Source organism: Flavobacterium sp. 140616W15 (assembly GCF_003668995.1).
In the GTDB taxonomy this organism is placed as follows: domain Bacteria; phylum Bacteroidota; class Bacteroidia; order Flavobacteriales; family Flavobacteriaceae; genus Flavobacterium.
This window is the reverse complement of the sequence record NZ_CP033068.1, coordinates 4,858,662-4,879,648: the sequence shown is the minus strand read 5'-3', so window position 1 is coordinate 4,879,648 and position 20,987 is coordinate 4,858,662. Positions and strand designations below refer to the sequence as shown.

Here is a 20,987-nt window from a genome sequence, read left to right as displayed (position 1 = left end):
TATCTGGTTTTATTTGTTTAGTTGTGCTAAAATTTCCTTTACAATCTGCATATCATCAAAATCATGACGTACGCCATTTACTTCTTGATACGTTTCATGTCCTTTACCTGCTATTAAAATAATATCGTTGGGCTGTGCCAATTGACAAGCTGTTTTGATTGCCTGTTTTCTATCTGTAATTGCCAATGTTTTTTTATAATTTTGTGGTTCAACACCTTTTTCCATCTCACTAATTATAGTTTCAGGATCTTCATTTCTAGGATTATCAGATGTAAATATTGCTTTATCGCTTAACTCTGATCCAATTTGTGCCATAATAGGGCGCTTGGTTTTATCTCTATTTCCACCACAACCTACAACTGTAATTAATTGCTCATTTTTAGTACGAATATCATTTATGGTTTTCAATACGTTTTCTAACGCATCTGGCGTATGTGCATAATCCACAATTGCTGTGATATTAGAATCTGATACAATAAATTGAAAACGCCCAGAAACACTTTCTAAATCTGATAATAAACGTAACGCTTCAAGACTATCAATCCCTAACTCAATAGCCGTTCCGTAGATAGCTAATAGATTGTAGGCATTAAATGTTCCTATTAATTTTACCCAAACTTCATTATCATTAATTTTTAATAATAATCCTGATAATTGATTTTCTAAAATTTGCGCTTTATAATCAGCATACGATTTTAAAGCATAAGTACGTTTTGTAGCAACTGTATTTTGCAACATTACTGGCCCATTTTTATCATCGATATTTGATAATGCAAATGCCGTTTTTGGTAATGAATCAAAAAATGATTTTTTCACATCTCTGTACTCAGCAAAAGTTGGATGATAATCCAAATGATCATGAGATAAATTTGTAAAAATTCCACCTACAAAATGCAAGGCTTCAGTACGTTTTTGATGAATTCCGTGTGAACTAACTTCCATAAAACAATACATAACTCCAGCTTCAATCATTTCATTTAAATAATGATTAATTGTAATAGAGTCTGGTGTTGTATGCGTTGCTTTATATTCTGTTTCGTCGACTAATATCTTTACAGTAGATAACAATCCTACTTTAAATCCTGCTTTTTTAAATAATTGGTACAACAATGAAGCAATTGTGGTTTTACCATTTGTTCCTGTAATACCTACTAATTTTATTTTCTCTGATGGATTATCAAAGTAATTAGCAGCCATAAAAGCCAAAGCCGAATTAGTGTCTTTAACTTTAATGTAAGTAACTTCTTTTACTAAAACTTCTGGCAATGTGTCACAAATAACAGCAGTTGCTCCAAGTTCAATAGCTTTCTGAATATAATCATGACCATCTGATAGTGTACCACGAATGGCAACAAAAACATCATTTGCTTCTATTTTTCTAGAATCAAAATCTATTTTATGAATAGCAATATCCGTTGAACCCGTCACCGATTCAATAGCTACTTTGTATAATATGTCTTTTAATATATTCACGATAATTCTAATACTATAGTTGTGTTTTTAGCTATATTTTCTCCTGCCTGAAGCGATTGTTTTTTCACTTTTCCTATTCCAACAGCTTTCACTTTAAGCCCTAAATTTTCGAGTAAGGCAATTGCATCCATACCCGACATCCCTTTTACATCTGGGATAGATTGCTTTTTCTGTACCTGAGTATAGTAAGCGTTATAATTATTTTCTTGTTTAGAAATCTTAGCATCCAATGTTTTTATTTCATTTGTAGATGGTGCATCAGTAAAAATCTTTTGAGCGATTCTTTTAAAAACTGGACCAGCAACATCGGCTCCATAATAATTATTACGTGAGGTGTTTGGCTTATGTACTACTACAATACACGAATACTTAGGATGATCGGCCGGAAAATACCCAACAAAAGAGGAAGCATAATACATCCCTGCTCTACCTGCATTTCCATAATTTACCATAGCCGTCCCTGTTTTTCCTGCCATAGAAAAATCTTTAGAATATAACTTAGATCCAGTCCCCCTTTTTACTACATTTTCTAAAACTGCTTTTAGCTTATTAATCGTTGCTGGCGAACATATTTTAGGATTTAAAACTTCAACATCAAATTTCTTAATAGTTCTGTTCCATTCTTTTATTTCCGAAACAAACTGTGGCTTAACCATTACACCATTATTCGCAACCGAATTATAATAGGTCAAAGTTTGTAATGGCGTTACTAAAACATTATATCCAAAAGCCATCCATGGTAAAGTAACTCCCGACCAATGTTTATCTCCAGGCTGTGGAATATAAGGCTTTCCTTCTCCTTCAAAAGGCAATCCCAAAGTCTTATTTAATCCATACCCATTAATATGATTTACATATCTAGACGGGTTGTTTTTATAATTATTATACACCGCCTGAACCATAACAGTATTAGATGACAATTCAAAACCTCTTGCCAATGATACTTTACCGTAACCACCTTTACGAGAGTCACGAACTACTCTTCCGTAATAACGAACTTCTCCACCATTACTATCGAAAACTGTACTGGTATCAGCTACTTTATCTTCTAAAAGCGTCATTAAATCAACCAATTTAAAAGTTGACCCCGGCTCATGCGATTCCGCTATAGCATAATTTGTTGTTTCATAATAAGAACCATCATCAGCTCTCCCTAAATTAGAGATTGCTTTAATATGTCCCGTTTTTGTTTCCATTACCACTACACAACCATGATCTGCCTCATAATCTTCTAATTGTTTCAGCAAGGCATGATGTGCAATATCTTGAATAAAAACATCTATAGTCGATATTACATCATATCCGTCTTGAGGATCTACTTCATTTACATCACGAATAGGTTTCCATTGGCCTTTTGCAATTTTTTGTTTTAGGATTTTACCATCTTTCCCGTTCAAATAATTTCTAAACGCCCATTCGATTCCTTTCCCCGTTGACTCTCCATTAACACCACCTTTGTCATAACCGATAGTACGTTCAGCAATTTTTCCGATAGGATGTTCTCTCACCGTTTCCTGCTCAATGATAATACCTCCTTTATAAGGTCCTAGTTTAAACAACGGAAACCCTTTTATTTTCATGTAATCCGTATAACTCAATTTACGAGCTATTAAGAAATACCTGTTTTTATTGGCTCTTGCTTTTCTTAATTCATTTTGATAATAACCACTAGGTCTTCCCAAGACTATCGACAGTGAATCTGCCAGTAATTTTACATTCTTTTCAAAGGCTTCTGTTTTAGGAGCTACAGCATCAAATCGAATTTCGTAATTAGGAATAGAGGTTGCCAAAAGGCTTCCGTCTGCCGAATAAATATTTCCTTTATTTGCGGGAATAACAAAGTTTTTTACCGTACGTTGCTTTGCTAATTTTCGATAATAATCTCCTTCAACCCACTGAATATTAGTTAACTTTACGACAATACCAATTGCCATCAAGAAAATGAAGGCTGCTACCAGATAAACTCTGTAGGATATATTTTTGTCGTCTACTGCCATATGCGTTTAAAAAAGCTTTTTTCTTTTTCTTTCTTTACTTCAATTTTAATTGGAGGAACTGTCGATGGGTAAATTTCTTTGGCAAGCATTTTTTCCGATACTGTCGACTCCATTTTTAACTTCATCAATTCCGATCTCCTGTCTACAAACTCTGATCGCAATTCCTTTACTTCATTATTCAATTTTGCAATTTCAAAAACTTTTTGTTCGTATCGTTGTGTATTTGCAATCATAATTATTGCCAGCAGAATTATAAAAACGATAAAACGCCAATTCTTCACAGCGTCATCATTAATAAGAAATCTTGCTTTTAATATGTCAAATACTCCGTTTTTCATTATACCTTATTATAGTACTATATTTTTTCAGCAATTCTTAGCTTGGCACTTCTAGCTCTGTTATTTATTTTAATCTCTGCGTCATCCGGAACTATTAGCTTTCCGATAGTTTTAAATGGAACTGAAAAATTTCCATAAAAATCACGTTCTGGCTCTCCTTCAAACATTCCGTTTTTGATAAAACGTTTTACCAATCTATCTTCTAATGAGTGGTATGAAATAACACTTAATCTTCCGCCTGGGTTTAATATCTCTAACGATTGCTCGATAAATTCTTTCAATACATCCATTTCTTGATTTACCTCGATGCGTATTGCCTGATAAATCTGAGCTAATATTTTATTACGAACTCTTTCAGGTAAATATTTTGCCAAAACTTCTTTCAATTCATCGGTAGTCTTGATAATCTTATTTTCTCTAGCCTCTACAATTGTTCTTGCCAAAACAGGAGCATTTTTCAATTCTCCATAATCTAGAAAAACTCTTCTCAAATCTTGTTCGTCGTATTCATTTACTACACGATACGCATTCAAATCATTCTTCTGACTCATTCGCATATCCAGCTCGGCATCAAAACGGGTAGAGAAACCTCTTTCGGCAACATCAAACTGATGCGATGAAACACCTAAATCTGCCAAAATTCCATCTACTCCTCTTACACCATGAAAACGCAAAAATCTTTTAATAAACCTAAAATTTTCATTTATCAAAGTAAACCTCTCATCTGGCAAAGCATTTGCCAAAGCATCTTCATCTTGATCAAAAGCAAATAATTTTCCGTTTGGCCCTAGCCTGTTTAAAATCTCTTTTGAATGTCCCCCACCACCAAACGTCACATCTACATAAATGCCGTCAGGCTTAATATTCAAGCCATCTACTGTTGGATGAAGCAAAACCGGATTATGATATTCCATTGTCGTCGTCATTTATATTTCCCATTACTTCTTCGGCTAAATCTGCAAAATCCATATCTTCGCCGCTAATTGATTTTTCGTATAACTCTTTATCCCATATTTCAACAATATTCACCGCAGATGAAAACACTACGTCTTTCGAAATACCAGAAAATGCCATCAGATCCTTCGGAACTAATAAACGTCCTAATGCATCAATCTCAACAATCTTAACTCCAGCGGTAAACCTTCTGATAAAATCATTGTTTTTCTTTACAAAACGATTCAGTTTATTAATTTTCTGCATCATCAAATCCCATTCTTCCATCGGATACAACTCCAGACATGTCTGAAACACGGAACGCTTCAAAACAAATCCGTTTTGAAGTGAGGTAGCCAACTGCTTTTTCAAGGGAGCAGGCATTAGCAGCCTCCCTTTAGCATCAACCTTACACTCATATGTTCCTACAATTGTATTCAAAAAAAAGTATGGTTATGTTATACAGCAAAAATATAAAAAATATTACCACAATTTACCACTATATACCACTTTGTTGATAAGTTTAACCACTTTTACCCAAAAACTCTTAAATTATGCACAGTCAGATCGTTAGCTATTTGAAAAATTAGCTGTAAGAATGATTCTACATAACAAAAAATGAAATAAGCATATTGAAAAATTTCAGCCTTTTTTTGGCAATTTTGATGAGAAAAAAGAAAAAAATTAAAACATCTAGCAACTGATTTTTAGCTATTTATTTCATCTACTAAAATTATCTAGTTAAAAAATGTTTTCAAGAATCCATATTTATGTATTAAACCCTATATTTGTCCAAATTGAAATCGGTATTTAGTTAGATGGATAAACATTACAAAAAAGAAGGCAGATACAGCTATTATGAAGCTGGAGAAGGGACACCTATTGTTATATTACATGGCCTCATGGGAGGACTTAGTAACTTCGATGCCGTAGCCGAATATTTTTCAAATAGAGGGTACAAAATAGTAATCCCCGATTTACCGATATACACACAAAGCATCTTAAAAACTAACGTAAAAAGCTTTGCCAAATACGTTAAAGACTTTATCACATTCAAAGGATTTGATAAAGTCATTTTACTAGGAAATTCGTTAGGTGGCCATATTGCACTATATCACACAAAATTATATCCAGAGAAAGTAATTGGACTTGTAATAACAGGTAGTTCAGGACTCTATGAAAGCGCAATGGGTGATAGTTATCCTAAAAGAGGAGATTACGAATACATAAGAAGAAAAGCTGAAGATGTATTTTATGATCCAAAGATTGCAACTCCGGAGCTTATTGATGAAGTTTATGCTTCTGTAAATGATCGCATAAAATTAATAAAGACACTTACCATTGCAAAAAGCGCCATTCGTCATAACATGGCAAAAGATTTACCAAAAATGCAAGTTGAAACTTGTATCATCTGGGGTAAAAATGATAAAGTAACTCCACCGGACGTAGCCGAAGAGTTTAACAAATTACTTCCCAACTCTTCTTTATATTGGATTGACAAATGTGGACATGCTGCCATGATGGAACACCCAGAAGAGTTTAATAAAATCCTTGAAGAATGGTTGAAAAAAACCAATTTATAATAAACACTTTCGAATTTGAGGAGGTTTTAGAAATAGTATAGATATGAAAATAAATACCGCCGAATTTATAATCAGTAATTCAGATGTTAGCAAATGTCCTAAGGACTTCTTGCCTGAATATGCTTTTATAGGAAGATCAAACGTAGGAAAGTCTTCTTTGATCAACATGTTGACCAATCATAAAAACTTAGCAAAAACTTCTGGTCGTCCTGGAAAAACACAATTGATAAATCATTTCCTGATTAACAACAATTGGTTCCTTGTCGACTTACCAGGGTATGGTTATGCTAAAGTTTCTAAAAAAACAAAATCTGTTTTCCAACAGTTCATCACCGATTACTTTGAAACGCGCGAACAATTAGTTTGTGCCTTTGTATTAATCGATATTCGTCATGAAGCCCAAGCTATCGATATTGAATTTATGTCATATATGGGTGAAAGCGAAATTCCGTTTTGCATTATTTTTACGAAAGCCGATAAAATAAGTAAAACAAAAATTGATTCTCATATCGCTGCTTACAAAAAGAAAATGTTTGCCAATAACTGGGCCGAAATGCCTCATTATTTTGTAACATCTGCAACGGAATCTATTGGTAAAGATGCTGTTTTAGATTACATTGACGGAGTAAACCAAGAGGTATTTAAAAACAATAGCCAGTTTTAAATATTCTCTTTTCAGAGATAAAAAAAATCCCAAAATTAAAATTTTTGGGATTTTTTTGTTTGTTCTACTTATGACTTTTTCAATTCTAATTTCTCTGCAAAATAATCACAGAAATCTTTCATTGTATCTGACATTTTCTCATCGTCTGTAGCGCGCTTAAACGTATCTGCCATTGCTACTAAAGTTTGATGAAAGAAAATTTTCATTTCATCTACCGGCATATCTTTTGTCCATAAATCAATACGCATAGTTTCCTGCACTTTACTATCCCAAATAGAAAGCATAATTGCTTTTGCATCTTGAGCTTCGACTCCTCCATCTTTTGCAGACCATTTTAATTTTTCTGGTACTCGATTCTCATCTAACTCTATAAGGAATTTAATTTCTGAGGTTTGTTTATTATCTGACATTACTTCTTAGGTTTATATTTTGACTTTTCAAAAATTTCTTTTGCGTTGGTTTTTAACAATTCTTCTATTGACACATCGTTGTTCTTCATATACGAACGTACAATTTGCCATCCAATCCAGGTTCCAACGCGTCCTGGTGATTCGTTATCTATTTCGAGGTAAAACTTAGAAAATGGTGCTGTATTTATAAATCGTGATGTAAGTTTTGCATCATCACTATACAACATCTCTTTTTCTATAAAATAGCGCCACATATAGCCTTCATTTTCCTCACACCATTTAATATGTTCTGGTGTATATCCTATTTTATCCGCATCGGTATAATCAGGCAAAAGTAAATCTTTTAAATACAATTGCTTTCCATAATACACCATTTTGCTTATCAAATTCTTATCTGTGATTGGCGAAATTTTCTTTAGTGAGAAACTAGAAACTACATCTGGCATAATTTGCTTCTCTTCAAAATTCTCCTTTATATAATTCGGAAATTGATAAAACTTATGTTCTTTCCCTAAATACAATTCAAGTGCAACAATAACCAAACTATCCGCATAAATCGCTTTATTATTATAATCCATTTCGGATATTATAGTAATTACTTTCGGTGTTTTTGTTTTAGGAAAATAATACTCTATATGCTGAAACAAACTATTGAATTCTTTACGAACTGGCTCAAAGTCTCCATACTTCTTCTGAACTTCAGCATACAACTCTCTCCAAAGCGGGTTTTGCATTTTTTCTAACCATACCGAGTCATCATTACCTGCTGGAAAGAAAAAAGGGTATTCTTTTTTTATTTTAGCTAAATCTTTGGGCTGGGTCTCAAAAAACACTTTATCAAAACGCTCCACTTTAATATCTACTGGAATTTCTTCTACTGCTTTTTCAATTTTGCTTTTTTTATCACATGACAAAAAAAAGACACATAGAGCGATAGCAAACCGATATATTTTCATTTTATTTTAATTAAGTTTGTGTTGCAAATTCTATTAAGTAATGACTACTTAAATATAATTGTGCAAATATACATTCCTGTATTTTAAAACTTAAACTATTATGGCTAAAAAAAGCACTATTCAAACAGAAAAAGTAAATACCTACATTGTAGAGTGGTTAAAAGATTATGCCACCAATGCTAAAGTGAATGGTTTTATTATAGGAATTTCTGGTGGTGTCGACTCTGCTGTAACCTCAACATTATGTGCTCAAACTGGATTAAAACTTTTATGTGTAGAAATGCCTATACACCAAGCTCCAAATCAAGTTTCCAGAGGAAAAGAACATATTGATCAATTAAAAAAACGCTTCCCAAATGTTTCCAATATAGAAACGGATTTAACAAGTACATTTGAAGCTTTTAAAGCGGCAACTCCTGATGATGCCGATATTGCAAAGGTTAATCTATCATTAGCCAACACTCGTGCTCGCTTGCGCATGACTAGCCTATACTATTTAGCAGGCATTTACGGTTTATTAGTTGTTGGAACAGGAAACAAAGTTGAAGATTTTGGAGTAGGTTTTTATACAAAATACGGAGATGGTGGCGTAGATTTGAGTCCAATTGCCGATTTAATGAAATCTGATGTGTACGCTTTAGGGGAATTTCTTAAAATTCCGGACTCAATTTTAACAGCTGCCCCTACTGATGGTTTATTTGGAGATGACAGAACTGATGAAGATCAATTGGGTGCAAGTTACGATGAATTAGAATGGGCAATGTTAGCAGATGAGCTAGGAAAATCAGCTACTGACTTCACAGGAAGAGAAAAAATTGTTTTCGAAATATACAAGAAATTAAACACAGCCAACCAGCACAAAATGAACCCTATACCCGTGTGTTCTTTACCTAAAAAGTTAAAATAATCATTTTTATGTTGATTTGCAATAAATTACAGAATTTATTTATTAATTTTACAATTCCAAAAAAAAATGAACAATTCTTAAAAAGGTAAAACTATGATTAAAGTATGTTTAGCAGACAACCACCCTGTGACGCACTTTGGCGTTAAGTCGTATTTTAAAGACCATGATGATATTTCAATCGTGGCAAATGTAGGTAACTTTACGATGGTAAAAGACATTCTTCAAACTAAAGACATTGATATTCTTATCCTTGATTTAGAATTAGAAGGTCTTGCAAGTATTTTTGAAGTGAAGTCTATTCTTAAAAATTTTCCTAAAACGAAAATTATCATCTTCAGTAATCTTTCTGAACAAATGTATGCTCCAAATGCCATAAAAGCTGGTGTTTCTGGTTACATTCACAAAACAGAAAAATTAGAAACTCTGGGGATTTCGATTATCAAAGTACACGAAGGGAAAATTATCATCAATGAAACCGTACGTAAAAACATGGCATTGATTGCAAAACAAAGCAAAAGTGAACGTTTATACCGAAAACTATCAAACAGAGAAATTGAGGTATTACGCTACTTAAGCGATGGTAAGAAAAACAATGAGATTTCTAAAATTTTAAATCTTAACGAAAAAACAATTAGTACTTACAAATTAAGATTACTAACGAAATTAAACGTTACTAATTTAGTTGACTTAGTTAATAAAGCTAAGACATTAGAAATTATTTAAGTATGGTAACGAGACATCACTCTTCCTAATTTTCTTGAAAAAGAATTAATTAATTTTGAGTAGTCCATAACCATCATCAAAAGCTCCATATTATCTTCCTTAGGGTCTGATACTATGGAGCTTTTTAGTTCTTCAATGATCTTATCCACCAAAAACCAACGCATTGACATAATGGTTTCAGTAACATATTGGCTTATTGTTTCTGATTTCCCTTTGGTAAAAATATTCTGTCCTTCCCAATCATGAAGACTCACTTTTTCATCTTCCATTAAAATATCTGTTACCTCCTGAGCAAAATCAGGCTCTAAACGCATCAAATATTGCTCTAGATTAAACTTTTCATTCTGAAGATAAAAGTCAGTTAGATTTTTAAAAATAGCTCTAAACAATTCATTCGATAATTCTACCTCATCCTCTTGCAAACTCAAGTAGATTCTTTGATATACTTTATATTCTTTTTTTCAGTAACAAGTTCAATCTCTCCTTCATCATTTGTTTTCATGAAGACGTCTTCAAACACTTCTACTTTATCTCCATAAAGCAATAAGATCTCAATAACTTTTCGTTCTAAATCATATAAAATATCAACTTTTTCTGCCTGTTGTGGTTCAAAATATCCTGGTTCTCCTGGATAATCCTCAGGTGGTCCGTTTCTTGGATCTTCTGGATCTCCTCCTGAATACCCTGTATTTTGAGGTTTTTGGTTTCTATAAACTTCAAAAGGTTTATGTTCCTGCTTTTGCTTTTTACTAACCTCTGCAATATCTTTTTGAATCAGCTGTGCCAAAGTACTCACAAGCACCTGCTCTGAAATATCCATAATTCGTGCACATTCCTGAACATAAACCTCACGCTGAATTCTATCTGGAATTTTAGAAATACTCGTAACCATATCCCGAATCAAATCGGCTTTCTTTATAGGGTCATTTTTAGCCTCATCCATTAATAACGAAGCCTTAAACTGAATGAAGTCTTTAGCATTCTCCTCTAAGTATTTAACTAAATCTTCATATGAAGTTTTTCTAGCAAAACTGTCTGGATCATCACCATCAGGAAAAGTACACACTCTTACATTCATCCCTTCTTCAAGAATCAAATCGATTCCTCGAATAGAAGCTCGTAATCCTGCAGCATCTCCATCAAAAAGCACAGTGATATTTTTTGTCAACCTGTTTACCAATCGAATTTGATCAGGTGTCAATGCAGTTCCCGAAGAAGCAACAACATTTTCTATTCCTGCTTGATTAAACTGGATTACATCGGTATATCCTTCCACTAAAAAACAGTTATCTTGTTTTGCAATAGATTGCTTAGCTTGAAAAATACCATATAATACTTTACTCTTATGGTAAAGATCACTCTCGGGTGAGTTTAAATATTTTGCTGCTTTTTTATCATTCGTAAGGATTCGACCTCCAAAACCTAAAACACGTCCCGACATACTTTGTATCGGAAACATAACCCTTCCTTTAAATCTATCAAATGGGCGATCCTCTTTTGGAATTGTCAATCCGGTACTTTGCAAGAACTCTAATTTATACCCTTGCCCAAGTGCTTCTTTAGTAAAAGCGTCCCAAGTTTCAGGAGAATATCCTAATTCGAATTTTTTAATTGTCTCGTTAGTAAAACCTCTTTCTTTAAAATATGAATACCCTATTGCCTGGCCTTCATCTGTATTTAAAAGAACATTATGAAAATATTTTTTGGCAAATTCTGACACTAGATACATGCTCTCACGAACATCAGTTATGGCTTTTTCTGCCTCTGATTGCTCTGTTTCTTCAATCTCAATATTATATTTTCTAGCCAAATAACGAATGGCTTCAGGATATGTAAATTGGGAATGTTCCATAAGAAACTTAACTGAATTCCCTCCTTTTCCAGTACTAAAATCTTTCCAAATTCCTTTTACTGGCGATACCATAAACGACGGAGATCGCTCATCTGAGAATGGACTCAAACCCTTAAAATTACTTCCTGCTCGTTTTAAATTAACAAAATCGCCAATTACCTCCTCTACTCGAGCAGTTTCAAAAACGGTGTCTATGGTATTTTGTGAAATCAAAACGTATTTATTTTTTAAAGATTGAAGCCTGTAAAATTACACAAATCAAACTTCATATTTGAATTATATGAAACAAAAAAAGCACTCCTTCCGAAGTGCTTCATTACTAAAAAACTAACTCAATTTATTAATTTAAATCAAAACGCAATCCTAATGAAACATTGTTTTGCTTAATTTCATTATCAGCAAATAAAGGATTCAAATCATATTTTAAATACAAACTCATCTCTCTATACCCCACATATGTACTTAATCCGTAAATGAAATTATTTACGTTATAATCGCCTTTAGAAATTACTTTATCCTTTATATCGTCTTGATCGTATTTCAGAATTTGTTTTGACTTAACATTGATTCCTGCATAACCTCCAATTCCAAAACGGAAACTTTTATGTGTTCTAAAATAGGTTTTCCCGTTATCTGTCTTACTTCCAGAAAAATCAAATTCTAAGTGTAGTGGCACCACTAAATAAACATTTCTAAAACGAGATTCATCTAAATTTACCGGATTAACTTCTAAAACTGTTTGCTTTCCATCTACCACAAAATTACGATTCTCAGTAGGTCGAAGATTATTATACATCAATGACAATCCATATTTAGCATGCAATAAATTATGATCTTTCAAGATTCTTGAATTAAATGTAAAACCCCATTCGTAAAAATGCGATCCCATAAATTTATAATCTGAGTTTTTTAAGCTACCATCTGTTACCAAATTATTTAATCCGGTTGCAAAAACAAATTGCGATGTAGTTCTTTTTTCTCTACAAATCGAATCTTTCTCTTTTCCACATCTATTAAATTTAAAACTAATCTTATACGTTTTTGTAGAATCTTTTTCTTTTATTTTTCCATCTACTTTTTGTTGTACTAAATCATTTAATTCATTTTGAGCAACTGTAACTTTTTGTTCGATTATAATTGCTCTTGCTTCTGCTAATTGCTTTTTCTTTTTATCTGCCTCTTCTTTTGTAATTTTCCCTTCTGAAAGTTGCACATTCACAACTTCAACTTCTTCCTTAAGAGCCGCTTTTTCTTCCTTAGTTACTTTCTCTATATTATTAGCAATCAGTTTCGCTCTCGATTCGAATGTTTCCTGACCTATCATTTTACTAACAAACAAAAATAAGATTAGGACTAAGTAAATGGTAAAATTTCTCATGATGATTTTTTTTAAGATTGATTGATGATGATTTTTAATTTAAATGATTTTAATTCATACCGAAGCTTATTCTTCCACATTTCTGTTTGCTAAAGCTACTTTTACAGTTTGGTAATTTTTATTAACTTTATTAATTACTTTTTCTCTAAATGAAAGTTCTAACTCCCCATCGACTTGTGAGAGCAAATCGTTAGCATTTATCTTCACTTTGTTTTTTTGCTGAACTCCTTTATCCATTGCTAATGTTTTTTCTGCTGAAATTAACAATTGATCAACTGTTGCATTTTTTGAATTATCTGCGATTGCCGTTTGATTGATTTTTGATTCTGTTTTTTGATTGTTTTTCCAATTCTCTTTATTGGATTCTTTGATGATTGAATACTCCGCTACTTGATTGTGATTTGCTTTATTATACTTTTCTTTTTTTTCTTCAAATACTTTCTCTGTTTCTTTTAGCACCACTGCCTCAGTATTTAAAGATTTTAAAATTATTTTGTCGTGATTACTATTAACTGTCGCTACAGAATCTATTGGTTGCTCCTCTTTAGTAACTACAGTATTGTTTAAATCTTTATTAGAGATCTCTTTTTGACTCAAATAAACCGTACCTATCAATAAAAAACCTATAAAACCTGCAGCAACATACATCCAACTATATTTTCGCTTTGGCTTAGCTTCTTCAGCAACATTCAACATCGCATCCAATCGATCCCAAGCCTTATCACTTGGATTAATCTCTCTTGCATTTAGTTTTTCACGAAACTCTTTTTCTAACTTATTCGGTTCCATTTTCTTGTCTTTTTAATGTAATTATTTGCTTTTGCAGCATTTTACGGGCATGCGATAATTGTGATTTTGATGTTCCTTCATTAATGCCTAACATTGTCGCAATTTCGTTATGCTTATACCCTTCGATAGCATATAAATTAAAAACCATCTTATAGCCATCTGGCAACCCATCTATTAAAAACTGAATTTGATCTGTTGATAATTGACTTTCAATACCATTAAAGCTTTCTTCGGTATAATTCTCATCTTCTACAAACTTTATTTTTTTTTGAACTCGTAAATACGAAATACATTCATTAACCATTATTCTTCGAATCCATCCTTCAAAACTTCCTTTATTTTCAAATCTTTTAAGATTCGTAAAAACTTTCATAAATGAGGTAATCATTACATCTTCGGCTAATTGAACATCTTTAATATACTGTCGGCAAACACTTAGCATTTTTGAAGAAAACTTACTGTATATAAGCTGTTGTGCCTGTCGATTATTATCGATTGCCAACTGAATAATTTCAGTTTCTTCTTGATGTAAATGGATTACTTTCATAAAAACGTAATAGAAATTTCAAAAAAAATGATTCGGTAAAAATTAACTCAAATAATAGTATTATAAATGTCTGCTTAAAATCAAACCGACTTCTATTAGCATAGACGCTTTACGATTAAAAAAGGTTGCATGAGGACGAAAAAAAATAACAATTAAAATATCTAGCAATCAAGAAAACACAATTAAATAACTAAAATACAGCTATTTAAAACATAAAAAAGCATGTAAATTATTTATTATTTTTTTCTTTCAATAACATAGTTCACCATCAAAGTCAAGGCTGCTTTGAAATCTGAATCTGAATAATTATTAAGTAAAGCGAGTGCTTCTTGCTGAAATTCTACCATTTTATTTTCGGCGTAAGCCAAACCATTGTTATCTTTTACAAAAGCAATAACTTCTTTTACTCGCTTTTTGTCTTTATTATGGTTTTTGATAGAATTTATAAGCCAGCTTTTTTCTTTTGAAGTACAATTGTTCAGAACATGAATTAAAGGCAAAGTCATTTTTTGTTCTTTAATATCTATTCCTGTAGGTTTACCAATAGCTTCTTCGCTATAATCGAATAAGTCATCTTTTATCTGAAAAGCCATTCCTATAAGCTCTCCAAATTTTCGCATGTTCTCTACTTGAACTTCATCTTCAATAACCGATTTTGCGCCAAGTGCACAACAAGCTGCAATAAGTGTTGCTGTCTTTTTTCGGATGATTTCGTAATAAACATCCTCAGTAATATCAAGCCTTCTGGCTTTTTCTATTTGAAGTAATTCGCCTTCGCTCATTTCACGAACGGCAACAGATATTATTTTAAGTAAATCAAAATCACCATTATCTATAGAAAGTAATAATCCTTTAGAGAGTAAATAATCTCCAACCAAAACTGCTATTTTATTTTTCCAAAGTGCATTGATCGAGAAAAACCCACGACGGCGGTTACTATCATCAACAACATCATCATGAACCAAAGTTGCAGTATGAATTAATTCTATAACTGATGCTCCTCGATAAGTACGCTCGTTCACAATTCCCTCTGACACCATTTTTGCTGTCAAGAAAACAAACATAGGACGCATTTGTTTTCCTTTTCTATTTACAATATAATAGGTAATTCTGTTGAGCAAAGCCACCTTTGAAGTCATCGATTCATGGAACTTTTTTTCAAAAAGTTCCATCTCGCTAAAGATGGGCTGTTTTATTTGAGAAGTAATATTCATTTCGATTCCAAATATACTATTTTAAATAAAAAAACGTTGTGTATTTTATAGAAGTATATCAACATTTAGAACTTTTTATACACTATCTACATTCAAGTGAACCTTATTTACTCGAAAGCTCAATATTAGCTTAAGTCTAATTGTCTCGTTACTATTTTATTCTCCCCTTCATAAAATAGCATTAACTCAATAATCTACAATATAATCTCCACTCTAATTTAATTCATTAATTACAAGAAATCTAAATTACTTATTATGAAAACAAAGATTTTATTATTGGGAGTCATTACAACTTTTTCGTTTTTTATTAGTTGTAATTCAGATGAAACAAGACAAGATGTTTCTTCGAAAACTATTTCAAACGATGAAATAGCTACAAATTCAAAAATTGATGCATCAATTGATGATGTTTCAAATATTGCAGAAGACCAATTTGGTGCACAACAAAATAGTTCAAGAAAAGCAACTGGTACTATTAAAAGCTTTTTACCCGAATGTGCCATCATTACAACTGTATTAACAAATAATACATGGACAAGAACTATCGATTTTGGTACTGAAGGTTGTGCGTTATCTAACGGAAATATACTGAAAGGAAAAATCATCATTTCGTTTACAAATGATTTCTCTAGTTCTGAACATACTATTGCGTACAGTTTTGAAAATTTTTACCATAATAGCAATAAAATCGATGGTAGCAAAAGTATAATCCTCACACAAAAAGCAACTGATTTATTAGCAACTGTCCATCCTGTATCTACTTCAACTATAGATATGACAATTACATTTGGAGATGGAAAAATTTACAAAAGAACTGGTACTTTAACAAAAGAAATGACTGCTGGTTTTGATACCTGGTCTAATTGGGATGATAATATTTTTATTATTACTGGAACTGGAGAAACTACATTCCCTAATGGCGATAAAATTTCGACCGAAATCATACTCCCATTAGAGTTTTCTATGGCTTGCAAAAAAACATTCCCTCTAAAAGGCTCTATCTCTATTACCAAAAATGAAGCTAAGGCTTTAATTGATTTTGGAAATGGTACATGCGATGACCTTGCAATTGTTACAAGAGATGGTGTTTCAGAAGAAATTCATTTAAAAAAATAACAACTCTTTTTATCAAAAAAAAAGCATTAAAAACGAGTAATAATCCCGTCTTTAATGCTTTTAATTTTATATTTAATTTTATTTAAACTTCAGCTTCTTTATTCGCCAATTGTCCACAAGCAGCATCAATATCCTTTCCTCTGCTTCGACGTACTTTTACTACAACTCCAATATTTTCAAGTGCTTTTATGTATGCATTAATTGATTCTTCTGAAGCTTGTTGAAACTCTCCGTCATCAATTGGATTATATTCGATTAAATTAACTTTACATGGCACGTATTTACAAAACTTCACTAAAGCATCAACTGATGCTTTATCATCATTAATTCCTTTCCATACTACATACTCATATGAAACTTTACATTTAGTCTTTCTGTACCAATACTCTAATGACTCACGTAAATCAGCTAAAGGAAAATTTTTGCTAAAAGGCATAATTCTGGAACGAATTTCATCGATTGCCGAATGTAATGAAACTGCTAATTTGAATTTAACATCATCATCCGCCATTTTTTTAATCATTTTTGGTATCCCCGATGTTGACACCATAATACGTTTTGGCGACATTCCTAAACCTTCTGTAGAAGTTATCATATCAATAGCCTTCATAACATTGTTATAGTTCATAAGCGGTTCTCCCATACCCATAAAAACAATATTCGACAACGGATGATTATAATACAAACGACTCTCTTTATCTATAGCAATTACTTGATCGTAAATTTCAGCAGGTTCTAGATTACGCATTCTTTTTAATCTTGCCGTTGCACAAAAATTACAATCCAAGCTACATCCTACTTGACTAGATACACAAGCCGTAGTTCTTGTTTGAGTAGGAATTAAAACCGACTCTACAACTAATCCGTCATGTAATCGAACGGCATTCTTTACTGTACCATCACTACTGCGTTGCATTGTATCAACCTTAATATGATTGATAACAAAATTATCCTCAAGCATAGAACGTGTTGCTTTTGCAACATTCGTCATATCATCAAAACTATGTGCTCCTTTACTCCATAACCATTCGTAAACTTGATTACCACGAAATGCTTTGTCATTATTTGTGACAAAAAATTCGCGTAATTCTTCTTTTGATAAGGCTCGTATGTCTTTTTTCTCCATTTGCATGCTGCAAATTTAATGACTTTTGTTGTTTTTTAATGTTTTTTAAATGCATTCTTGCTAAAAAGTACAATTTCATGAAATTTTTTTTATGAAAATTTCAATCGTTATATACCGTGCAAAAGCCTATAAACACTCACTTTTTGTCATTTAAACTAAAAAATATTTTTTAACTGAAATTCACATTTAAAATTTCGAATAAAAAATAAACAGACAGTTCTTACAATTAAACCACAACGAACTAACAAACACTATTTTACAAAACGACATTTTATTACTAATTGCGCCTTATTTTAATAAGCTATCCTACTCACTATTAATATAACACTTTAATAAAGTTTTAACAATGATTATTATCATGCTTTTTGCTATGCATGCATAGTAAATTTGATAAAAAGAAATTAAGAATTGCTTGTGAAGTCAATGTATACGATAGCTTCCATACAAAGTCTTATTAATGATTAACGAATAAATTAATAAAAATGAAAACAATTAAATCTATTTTTCTAACTGTAGCTTGCTTAGCAATGACAACATACATGAGTGCACAAAAAAACTATACTGTAGATGCAAAATCAACTTTTTCAGTGGCAGGAACATCTACTATGCATGATTGGGAAATGAAATCAAATTCTGGAACTGGTACAGGAAATTTAACTGTTACTGATGCTAAACTAACAGACATTCACAACCTAACCATTACTCTTTTGGCAGAAAGCATAAAAAGTCACAAAACAAGTATGGATAAGGTAGCTTACGAAACTTTAAATACCAAAACCCACAAAAACATTAAATACGTTTTAAAATCTGCCGAAAAAGTAAATGAAACGACTTGGAACTTAACAGGAACATACACAATAGCAGGAGTTAGCAAAGATTTTAAAACTCAGGTAAAAACTACCGTTAACAATGGAGTTGTAACCCTTCAAGGATCTAATAAAATAACGTTTGCTGATTTCGGAATGACTCCTCCAAAAGCATTACTTGGAACCATCAAAACAGGAAAAGACCTTACATTAAATTTCAATATCATTTTAAAATAAATACCACATGAAAAAAATCTATCTCATAGCTACAGTTTTATTAGGAATGGCTACAGCAACGGCCCAAGTTGGATTTGGGCAGATTCAGAATCAAATTTCACGAGACAAAAACGGAATAAATCAATTTGACGTAAAAAAAGATACAGTTCAATACAAAGGACTAAGTATAGATATAGGGGCGGCATTTGCATTACAATTCCAAGGGGTAAATTCTTTTAACGGACAAGAAAATCTGCCTGCTCCAATTTCTGGCTACAGATTAAATAATCTTGAAAACAATTTTAACCTCCCCACTGCTAACTTTACAATTGGCGCACAATTATTTGATGGGGTACGTGTAAATCTAGACGTTTATCTTGCTTCTAGACACCATCATGAGACTTGGGTAAAAGGAGGATATTTACAAATTGACAAATTAGATTTCATTAAAAAAGATTTCTTAGCAGATTTCATGAAATATACTACTATTAAAATTGGTCAAATGGAGAACAACTACGGTGATGCTCACTTTAGAAGATCTGACAATGGTAATGCGCTAATGAATCCTTTTATCGGGAATAATATTATGGATGCCTTTATTACAGAAATGGGTGCCGAACTTTACTATAACCGAAGCGGTTTTGTAGGTATGATTGGAGTTACAAACTCTAAACTAGACCAAGATGTTAAAGAAGTAAAACAAGCTAGTCCTACGCATAATACAACTGTTAGCCCTACTATCTTGGCAAAAATTGGTTTCGACAAACAACTTGATCCAGATTTAAGAATAAGATTAACAGGATCTTTATATCACACTGCAAATTCAAGTGGAAACTTATACGCATCTGATAGAGCAGGAAGCCGTTTTTATGGTGTAATGAGTCACAGTGATTATACTGGTGCCAATGGAGCTCCCGTTGCAGACAACTTTGACCCAACTGCTAATAAAGACACTGGACGTTTTAATCCTGGATACGGAAACTGGGCAACATCATACATGATTAACCCGTTTGTAAAATATAAAGGATTTGAATTCTTTGGTACATTAGAATTTACTTCTGGTGGAGATGCAAAAGGTGTTGAAACTTCACGTTCAGTAAACCAATATGCAGGAGATATAGTATACCGATTTGGTACAAACGAAAACCTTTTTGTTGGAGCAAAATACAACTTAGTTGATGGTAAATTAAGAAACTCTGATGCAGAAGCTGTTAACATAACAAGATTTGAAACTAGTGCTGGTTGGTTTATGACTAAAAACATTTTAGCAAAAATTGGTTATGTAGATCAACGCTACAAAAATTACAGTCAATTTAATGCTGCTGGAAATCCAAATGATTTATACAAAGGAAAGTTTAACGGTGTAATGTTTGAAGCTGTTATTACTTTCTAACTTACTCAATGAAAAATTTACTTACAATTGGATTGTTGGGTTTAGCATTATTCCTTTGTTTAGGAAGTGCTAAGCCCACTTTTTTCCCTGACGATTCAATTTTAATTATTAATAAAATTGAAATTAAGATTAGCGGAAAATCAACTGTTGGCGATTATAACTGTGGTAACTCATTAATCAAAAAAGACAGTATCTTTTTAAACTTAAATAAAAAAAATAGTATTTCAGCAGAAATTCCAATGTCTAAATTTGATTGTAGAAACAAAATAATGACCAAGGATTTGCAAGCTACAGTAAAAACAAAAATATACCCCAGTAGCTATGTAACCTTATCTGAAATTAAACCTTGTGGCAAAAACTACAAATGCAATCTTACTTTTTTAATAACAGACAAAACGCTTAAATACAAAGACTTTATATTAAATACCACTGGTAATAAAATCCAAGGAACCTTCAATTTGAATTTTTCTGATATTGGTCTTGAACCTCCTGTAAAGATGGCCGGACTGATAAAAGTAAAAGATCAAATAACAATAGACTTTAGTTTATATAAAAACTAATTACAC

Annotated in this window: 20 protein-coding genes and 1 pseudogene; 8 read left to right on the top strand and 13 right to left on the bottom strand. The window is 32.2% G+C overall.

Annotation, left to right across the window (positions count from 1 at the left end):
* Positions 1-9: 9 nt before the first annotated feature.
* From EAG11_RS21380 to EAG11_RS21360, 5 genes are read right to left on the bottom strand one after another with little or no spacing between them, the layout of a single operon-like run.
* Positions 10-1,473 (bottom strand): UDP-N-acetylmuramoyl-L-alanyl-D-glutamate--2,6-diaminopimelate ligase, encoded by a 1,464-nt coding sequence (locus EAG11_RS21380; RefSeq protein WP_129540963.1) that lies wholly within the window; start codon positions 1,471-1,473, stop codon positions 10-12.
* Positions 1,470-3,470, bottom strand: a complete 2,001-nt coding sequence (locus EAG11_RS21375; RefSeq protein ID WP_129540962.1) for a penicillin-binding protein — start codon at positions 3,468-3,470, stop codon at positions 1,470-1,472. Before EAG11_RS21375 ends, EAG11_RS21380 begins: the two co-directional genes overlap by 4 nt.
* Complete coding sequence (locus EAG11_RS21370) at positions 3,461-3,808, bottom strand: FtsL-like putative cell division protein (RefSeq protein WP_129540961.1); 348 nt, start codon at positions 3,806-3,808, stop codon at positions 3,461-3,463. The genes EAG11_RS21375 and EAG11_RS21370 overlap by 10 nt, the downstream gene beginning before the upstream one ends.
* Before the next feature lie 17 nt (positions 3,809-3,825).
* A complete protein-coding gene (gene rsmH, locus EAG11_RS21365) occupies positions 3,826-4,734 on the bottom strand; it encodes a 16S rRNA (cytosine(1402)-N(4))-methyltransferase RsmH (RefSeq protein WP_207209612.1) in 909 nt (302 codons plus the stop codon).
* Positions 4,709-5,182 (bottom strand): division/cell wall cluster transcriptional repressor MraZ, encoded by a 474-nt coding sequence (locus tag EAG11_RS21360; protein ID WP_129540959.1) that lies wholly within the window; start codon positions 5,180-5,182, stop codon positions 4,709-4,711. Before EAG11_RS21360 ends, rsmH begins: the two co-directional genes overlap by 26 nt.
* Before the next feature lie 377 nt (positions 5,183-5,559).
* Here EAG11_RS21360 and EAG11_RS21355 point away from each other — a divergent pair, with 377 nt between their 5' ends.
* The gene (locus EAG11_RS21355) at positions 5,560-6,324 is read left to right on the top strand and encodes an alpha/beta fold hydrolase (RefSeq protein ID WP_129540958.1); all 765 of its coding nucleotides are present in this window, start codon (positions 5,560-5,562) and stop codon (positions 6,322-6,324) included.
* Between the two features lie 43 nt (positions 6,325-6,367).
* Positions 6,368-6,988 (top strand): ribosome biogenesis GTP-binding protein YihA/YsxC, encoded by a 621-nt coding sequence (gene yihA, locus EAG11_RS21350; protein ID WP_129540957.1) that lies wholly within the window; start codon positions 6,368-6,370, stop codon positions 6,986-6,988.
* 68 nt (positions 6,989-7,056) lie between these two features.
* Here yihA and gldC read toward each other — a convergent pair whose 3' ends face one another.
* Together gldC and gldB are read right to left on the bottom strand one after the other, a co-directional pair.
* A complete protein-coding gene (gene gldC / locus EAG11_RS21345; RefSeq protein ID WP_129540956.1) occupies positions 7,057-7,398 on the bottom strand; it encodes a gliding motility protein GldC in 342 nt (113 codons plus the stop codon).
* Positions 7,398-8,354 carry a gliding motility lipoprotein GldB gene (gene gldB, locus EAG11_RS21340; protein WP_129540955.1) on the bottom strand — a complete coding sequence of 319 codons (957 nt, stop codon included), beginning with the start codon at positions 8,352-8,354 and terminating at the stop codon, positions 7,398-7,400. Before gldB ends, gldC begins: the two co-directional genes overlap by 1 nt.
* A gap of 100 nt (positions 8,355-8,454) precedes the next feature.
* Between gldB and nadE the strand changes: the two genes are divergently transcribed.
* Positions 8,455-9,261: an NAD(+) synthase gene (gene nadE / locus EAG11_RS21335; protein ID WP_129540954.1), complete on the top strand. Its 807-nt coding sequence runs from the start codon at positions 8,455-8,457 to the stop codon at positions 9,259-9,261.
* Between the two features lie 93 nt (positions 9,262-9,354).
* A complete protein-coding gene (locus tag EAG11_RS21330; protein ID WP_035618090.1) occupies positions 9,355-9,984 on the top strand; it encodes a response regulator transcription factor in 630 nt (209 codons plus the stop codon).
* Here the strand turns inward: EAG11_RS21330 and dnaG are convergent.
* The 5 genes and pseudogenes from dnaG to EAG11_RS21305 all read right to left on the bottom strand — a co-directional run bounded on the left by dnaG (position 9,981) and on the right by EAG11_RS21305 (position 15,764).
* Positions 9,981-12,049, bottom strand: a pseudogene (dnaG, locus tag EAG11_RS21325) (DNA primase). The gene EAG11_RS21330 and the pseudogene dnaG sit on opposite strands and share 4 nt — an antisense overlap.
* A gap of 127 nt (positions 12,050-12,176) precedes the next feature.
* Positions 12,177-13,214, bottom strand: coding sequence for a hypothetical protein (locus EAG11_RS21320; protein WP_129540953.1), 1,038 nt, complete (start codon positions 13,212-13,214; stop codon positions 12,177-12,179).
* Positions 13,215-13,280: 66 nt separating this feature from the next.
* Positions 13,281-14,003 carry a hypothetical protein gene (locus EAG11_RS21315; RefSeq protein WP_129540952.1) on the bottom strand — a complete coding sequence of 241 codons (723 nt, stop codon included), beginning with the start codon at positions 14,001-14,003 and terminating at the stop codon, positions 13,281-13,283.
* Positions 13,990-14,550, bottom strand: coding sequence for an RNA polymerase sigma factor (locus EAG11_RS21310; RefSeq protein WP_129540951.1), 561 nt, complete (start codon positions 14,548-14,550; stop codon positions 13,990-13,992). Before EAG11_RS21310 ends, EAG11_RS21315 begins: the two co-directional genes overlap by 14 nt.
* A gap of 236 nt (positions 14,551-14,786) precedes the next feature.
* On the bottom strand, positions 14,787-15,764 hold the full coding sequence (locus tag EAG11_RS21305; RefSeq protein ID WP_129540950.1) for a polyprenyl synthetase family protein: 978 nt from the start codon (positions 15,762-15,764) through the stop codon (positions 14,787-14,789).
* 255 nt (positions 15,765-16,019) lie between these two features.
* On the opposite strand from EAG11_RS21305, the gene EAG11_RS21300 reads away from it, so the two are divergent.
* On the top strand, positions 16,020-16,880 hold the full coding sequence (locus EAG11_RS21300) for a hypothetical protein (RefSeq protein WP_129540949.1): 861 nt from the start codon (positions 16,020-16,022) through the stop codon (positions 16,878-16,880).
* 82 nt (positions 16,881-16,962) lie between these two features.
* On the opposite strand, the gene rlmN is transcribed toward EAG11_RS21300, so the two are convergent.
* Positions 16,963-18,012, bottom strand: a complete 1,050-nt coding sequence (gene rlmN / locus EAG11_RS21295; protein ID WP_129540948.1) for a 23S rRNA (adenine(2503)-C(2))-methyltransferase RlmN — start codon at positions 18,010-18,012, stop codon at positions 16,963-16,965.
* Between the two features lie 476 nt (positions 18,013-18,488).
* On the opposite strand from rlmN, the gene EAG11_RS21290 reads away from it, so the two are divergent.
* From EAG11_RS21290 to EAG11_RS21280, 3 genes are read left to right on the top strand one after another with little or no spacing between them, the layout of a single operon-like run.
* A complete protein-coding gene (locus EAG11_RS21290; protein ID WP_129540947.1) occupies positions 18,489-19,049 on the top strand; it encodes a YceI family protein in 561 nt (186 codons plus the stop codon).
* A 7-nt stretch (positions 19,050-19,056) separates the two neighbouring features.
* Complete coding sequence (locus tag EAG11_RS21285) at positions 19,057-20,421, top strand: hypothetical protein (protein ID WP_129540946.1); 1,365 nt, start codon at positions 19,057-19,059, stop codon at positions 20,419-20,421.
* A gap of 8 nt (positions 20,422-20,429) precedes the next feature.
* The gene (locus tag EAG11_RS21280; protein ID WP_129540945.1) at positions 20,430-20,981 is read left to right on the top strand and encodes a hypothetical protein; all 552 of its coding nucleotides are present in this window, start codon (positions 20,430-20,432) and stop codon (positions 20,979-20,981) included.
* The last annotated feature ends 6 nt before the right edge of the window (positions 20,982-20,987 follow it).

Excerpts from the sequence above, each read along its gene's own strand:
- EAG11_RS21375 (WP_129540962.1), bottom strand. The coding sequence starts at position 3,470 with ATGGCAGTAGACGACAAAAATATATCCTACAGAGTTTATCTGGTAGCA.
- EAG11_RS21370 (WP_129540961.1), bottom strand. The coding sequence starts at position 3,808 with ATGAAAAACGGAGTATTTGACATATTAAAAGCAAGATTTCTTATTAAT.
- rsmH (WP_207209612.1), bottom strand. The coding sequence starts at position 4,734 with ATGACGACGACAATGGAATATCATAATCCGGTTTTGCTTCATCCAACA.
- EAG11_RS21355 (WP_129540958.1), top strand. The coding sequence starts at position 5,560 with ATGGATAAACATTACAAAAAAGAAGGCAGATACAGCTATTATGAAGCT.
- yihA (WP_129540957.1), top strand. The coding sequence starts at position 6,368 with ATGAAAATAAATACCGCCGAATTTATAATCAGTAATTCAGATGTTAGC.
- gldC (WP_129540956.1), bottom strand. The coding sequence starts at position 7,398 with ATGTCAGATAATAAACAAACCTCAGAAATTAAATTCCTTATAGAGTTA.
- gldB (WP_129540955.1), bottom strand. The coding sequence starts at position 8,354 with ATGAAAATATATCGGTTTGCTATCGCTCTATGTGTCTTTTTTTTGTCA.
- nadE (WP_129540954.1), top strand. The coding sequence starts at position 8,455 with ATGGCTAAAAAAAGCACTATTCAAACAGAAAAAGTAAATACCTACATT.
- EAG11_RS21330 (WP_035618090.1), top strand. The coding sequence starts at position 9,355 with ATGATTAAAGTATGTTTAGCAGACAACCACCCTGTGACGCACTTTGGC.
- EAG11_RS21320 (WP_129540953.1), bottom strand. The coding sequence starts at position 13,214 with ATGAGAAATTTTACCATTTACTTAGTCCTAATCTTATTTTTGTTTGTT.
- EAG11_RS21315 (WP_129540952.1), bottom strand. The coding sequence starts at position 14,003 with ATGGAACCGAATAAGTTAGAAAAAGAGTTTCGTGAAAAACTAAATGCA.
- EAG11_RS21310 (WP_129540951.1), bottom strand. The coding sequence starts at position 14,550 with ATGAAAGTAATCCATTTACATCAAGAAGAAACTGAAATTATTCAGTTG.
- EAG11_RS21305 (WP_129540950.1), bottom strand. The coding sequence starts at position 15,764 with ATGAATATTACTTCTCAAATAAAACAGCCCATCTTTAGCGAGATGGAA.
- EAG11_RS21300 (WP_129540949.1), top strand. The coding sequence starts at position 16,020 with ATGAAAACAAAGATTTTATTATTGGGAGTCATTACAACTTTTTCGTTT.
- rlmN (WP_129540948.1), bottom strand. The coding sequence starts at position 18,012 with ATGCAAATGGAGAAAAAAGACATACGAGCCTTATCAAAAGAAGAATTA.
- EAG11_RS21290 (WP_129540947.1), top strand. The coding sequence starts at position 18,489 with ATGAAAACAATTAAATCTATTTTTCTAACTGTAGCTTGCTTAGCAATG.
- EAG11_RS21285 (WP_129540946.1), top strand. The coding sequence starts at position 19,057 with ATGAAAAAAATCTATCTCATAGCTACAGTTTTATTAGGAATGGCTACA.
- EAG11_RS21280 (WP_129540945.1), top strand. The coding sequence starts at position 20,430 with ATGAAAAATTTACTTACAATTGGATTGTTGGGTTTAGCATTATTCCTT.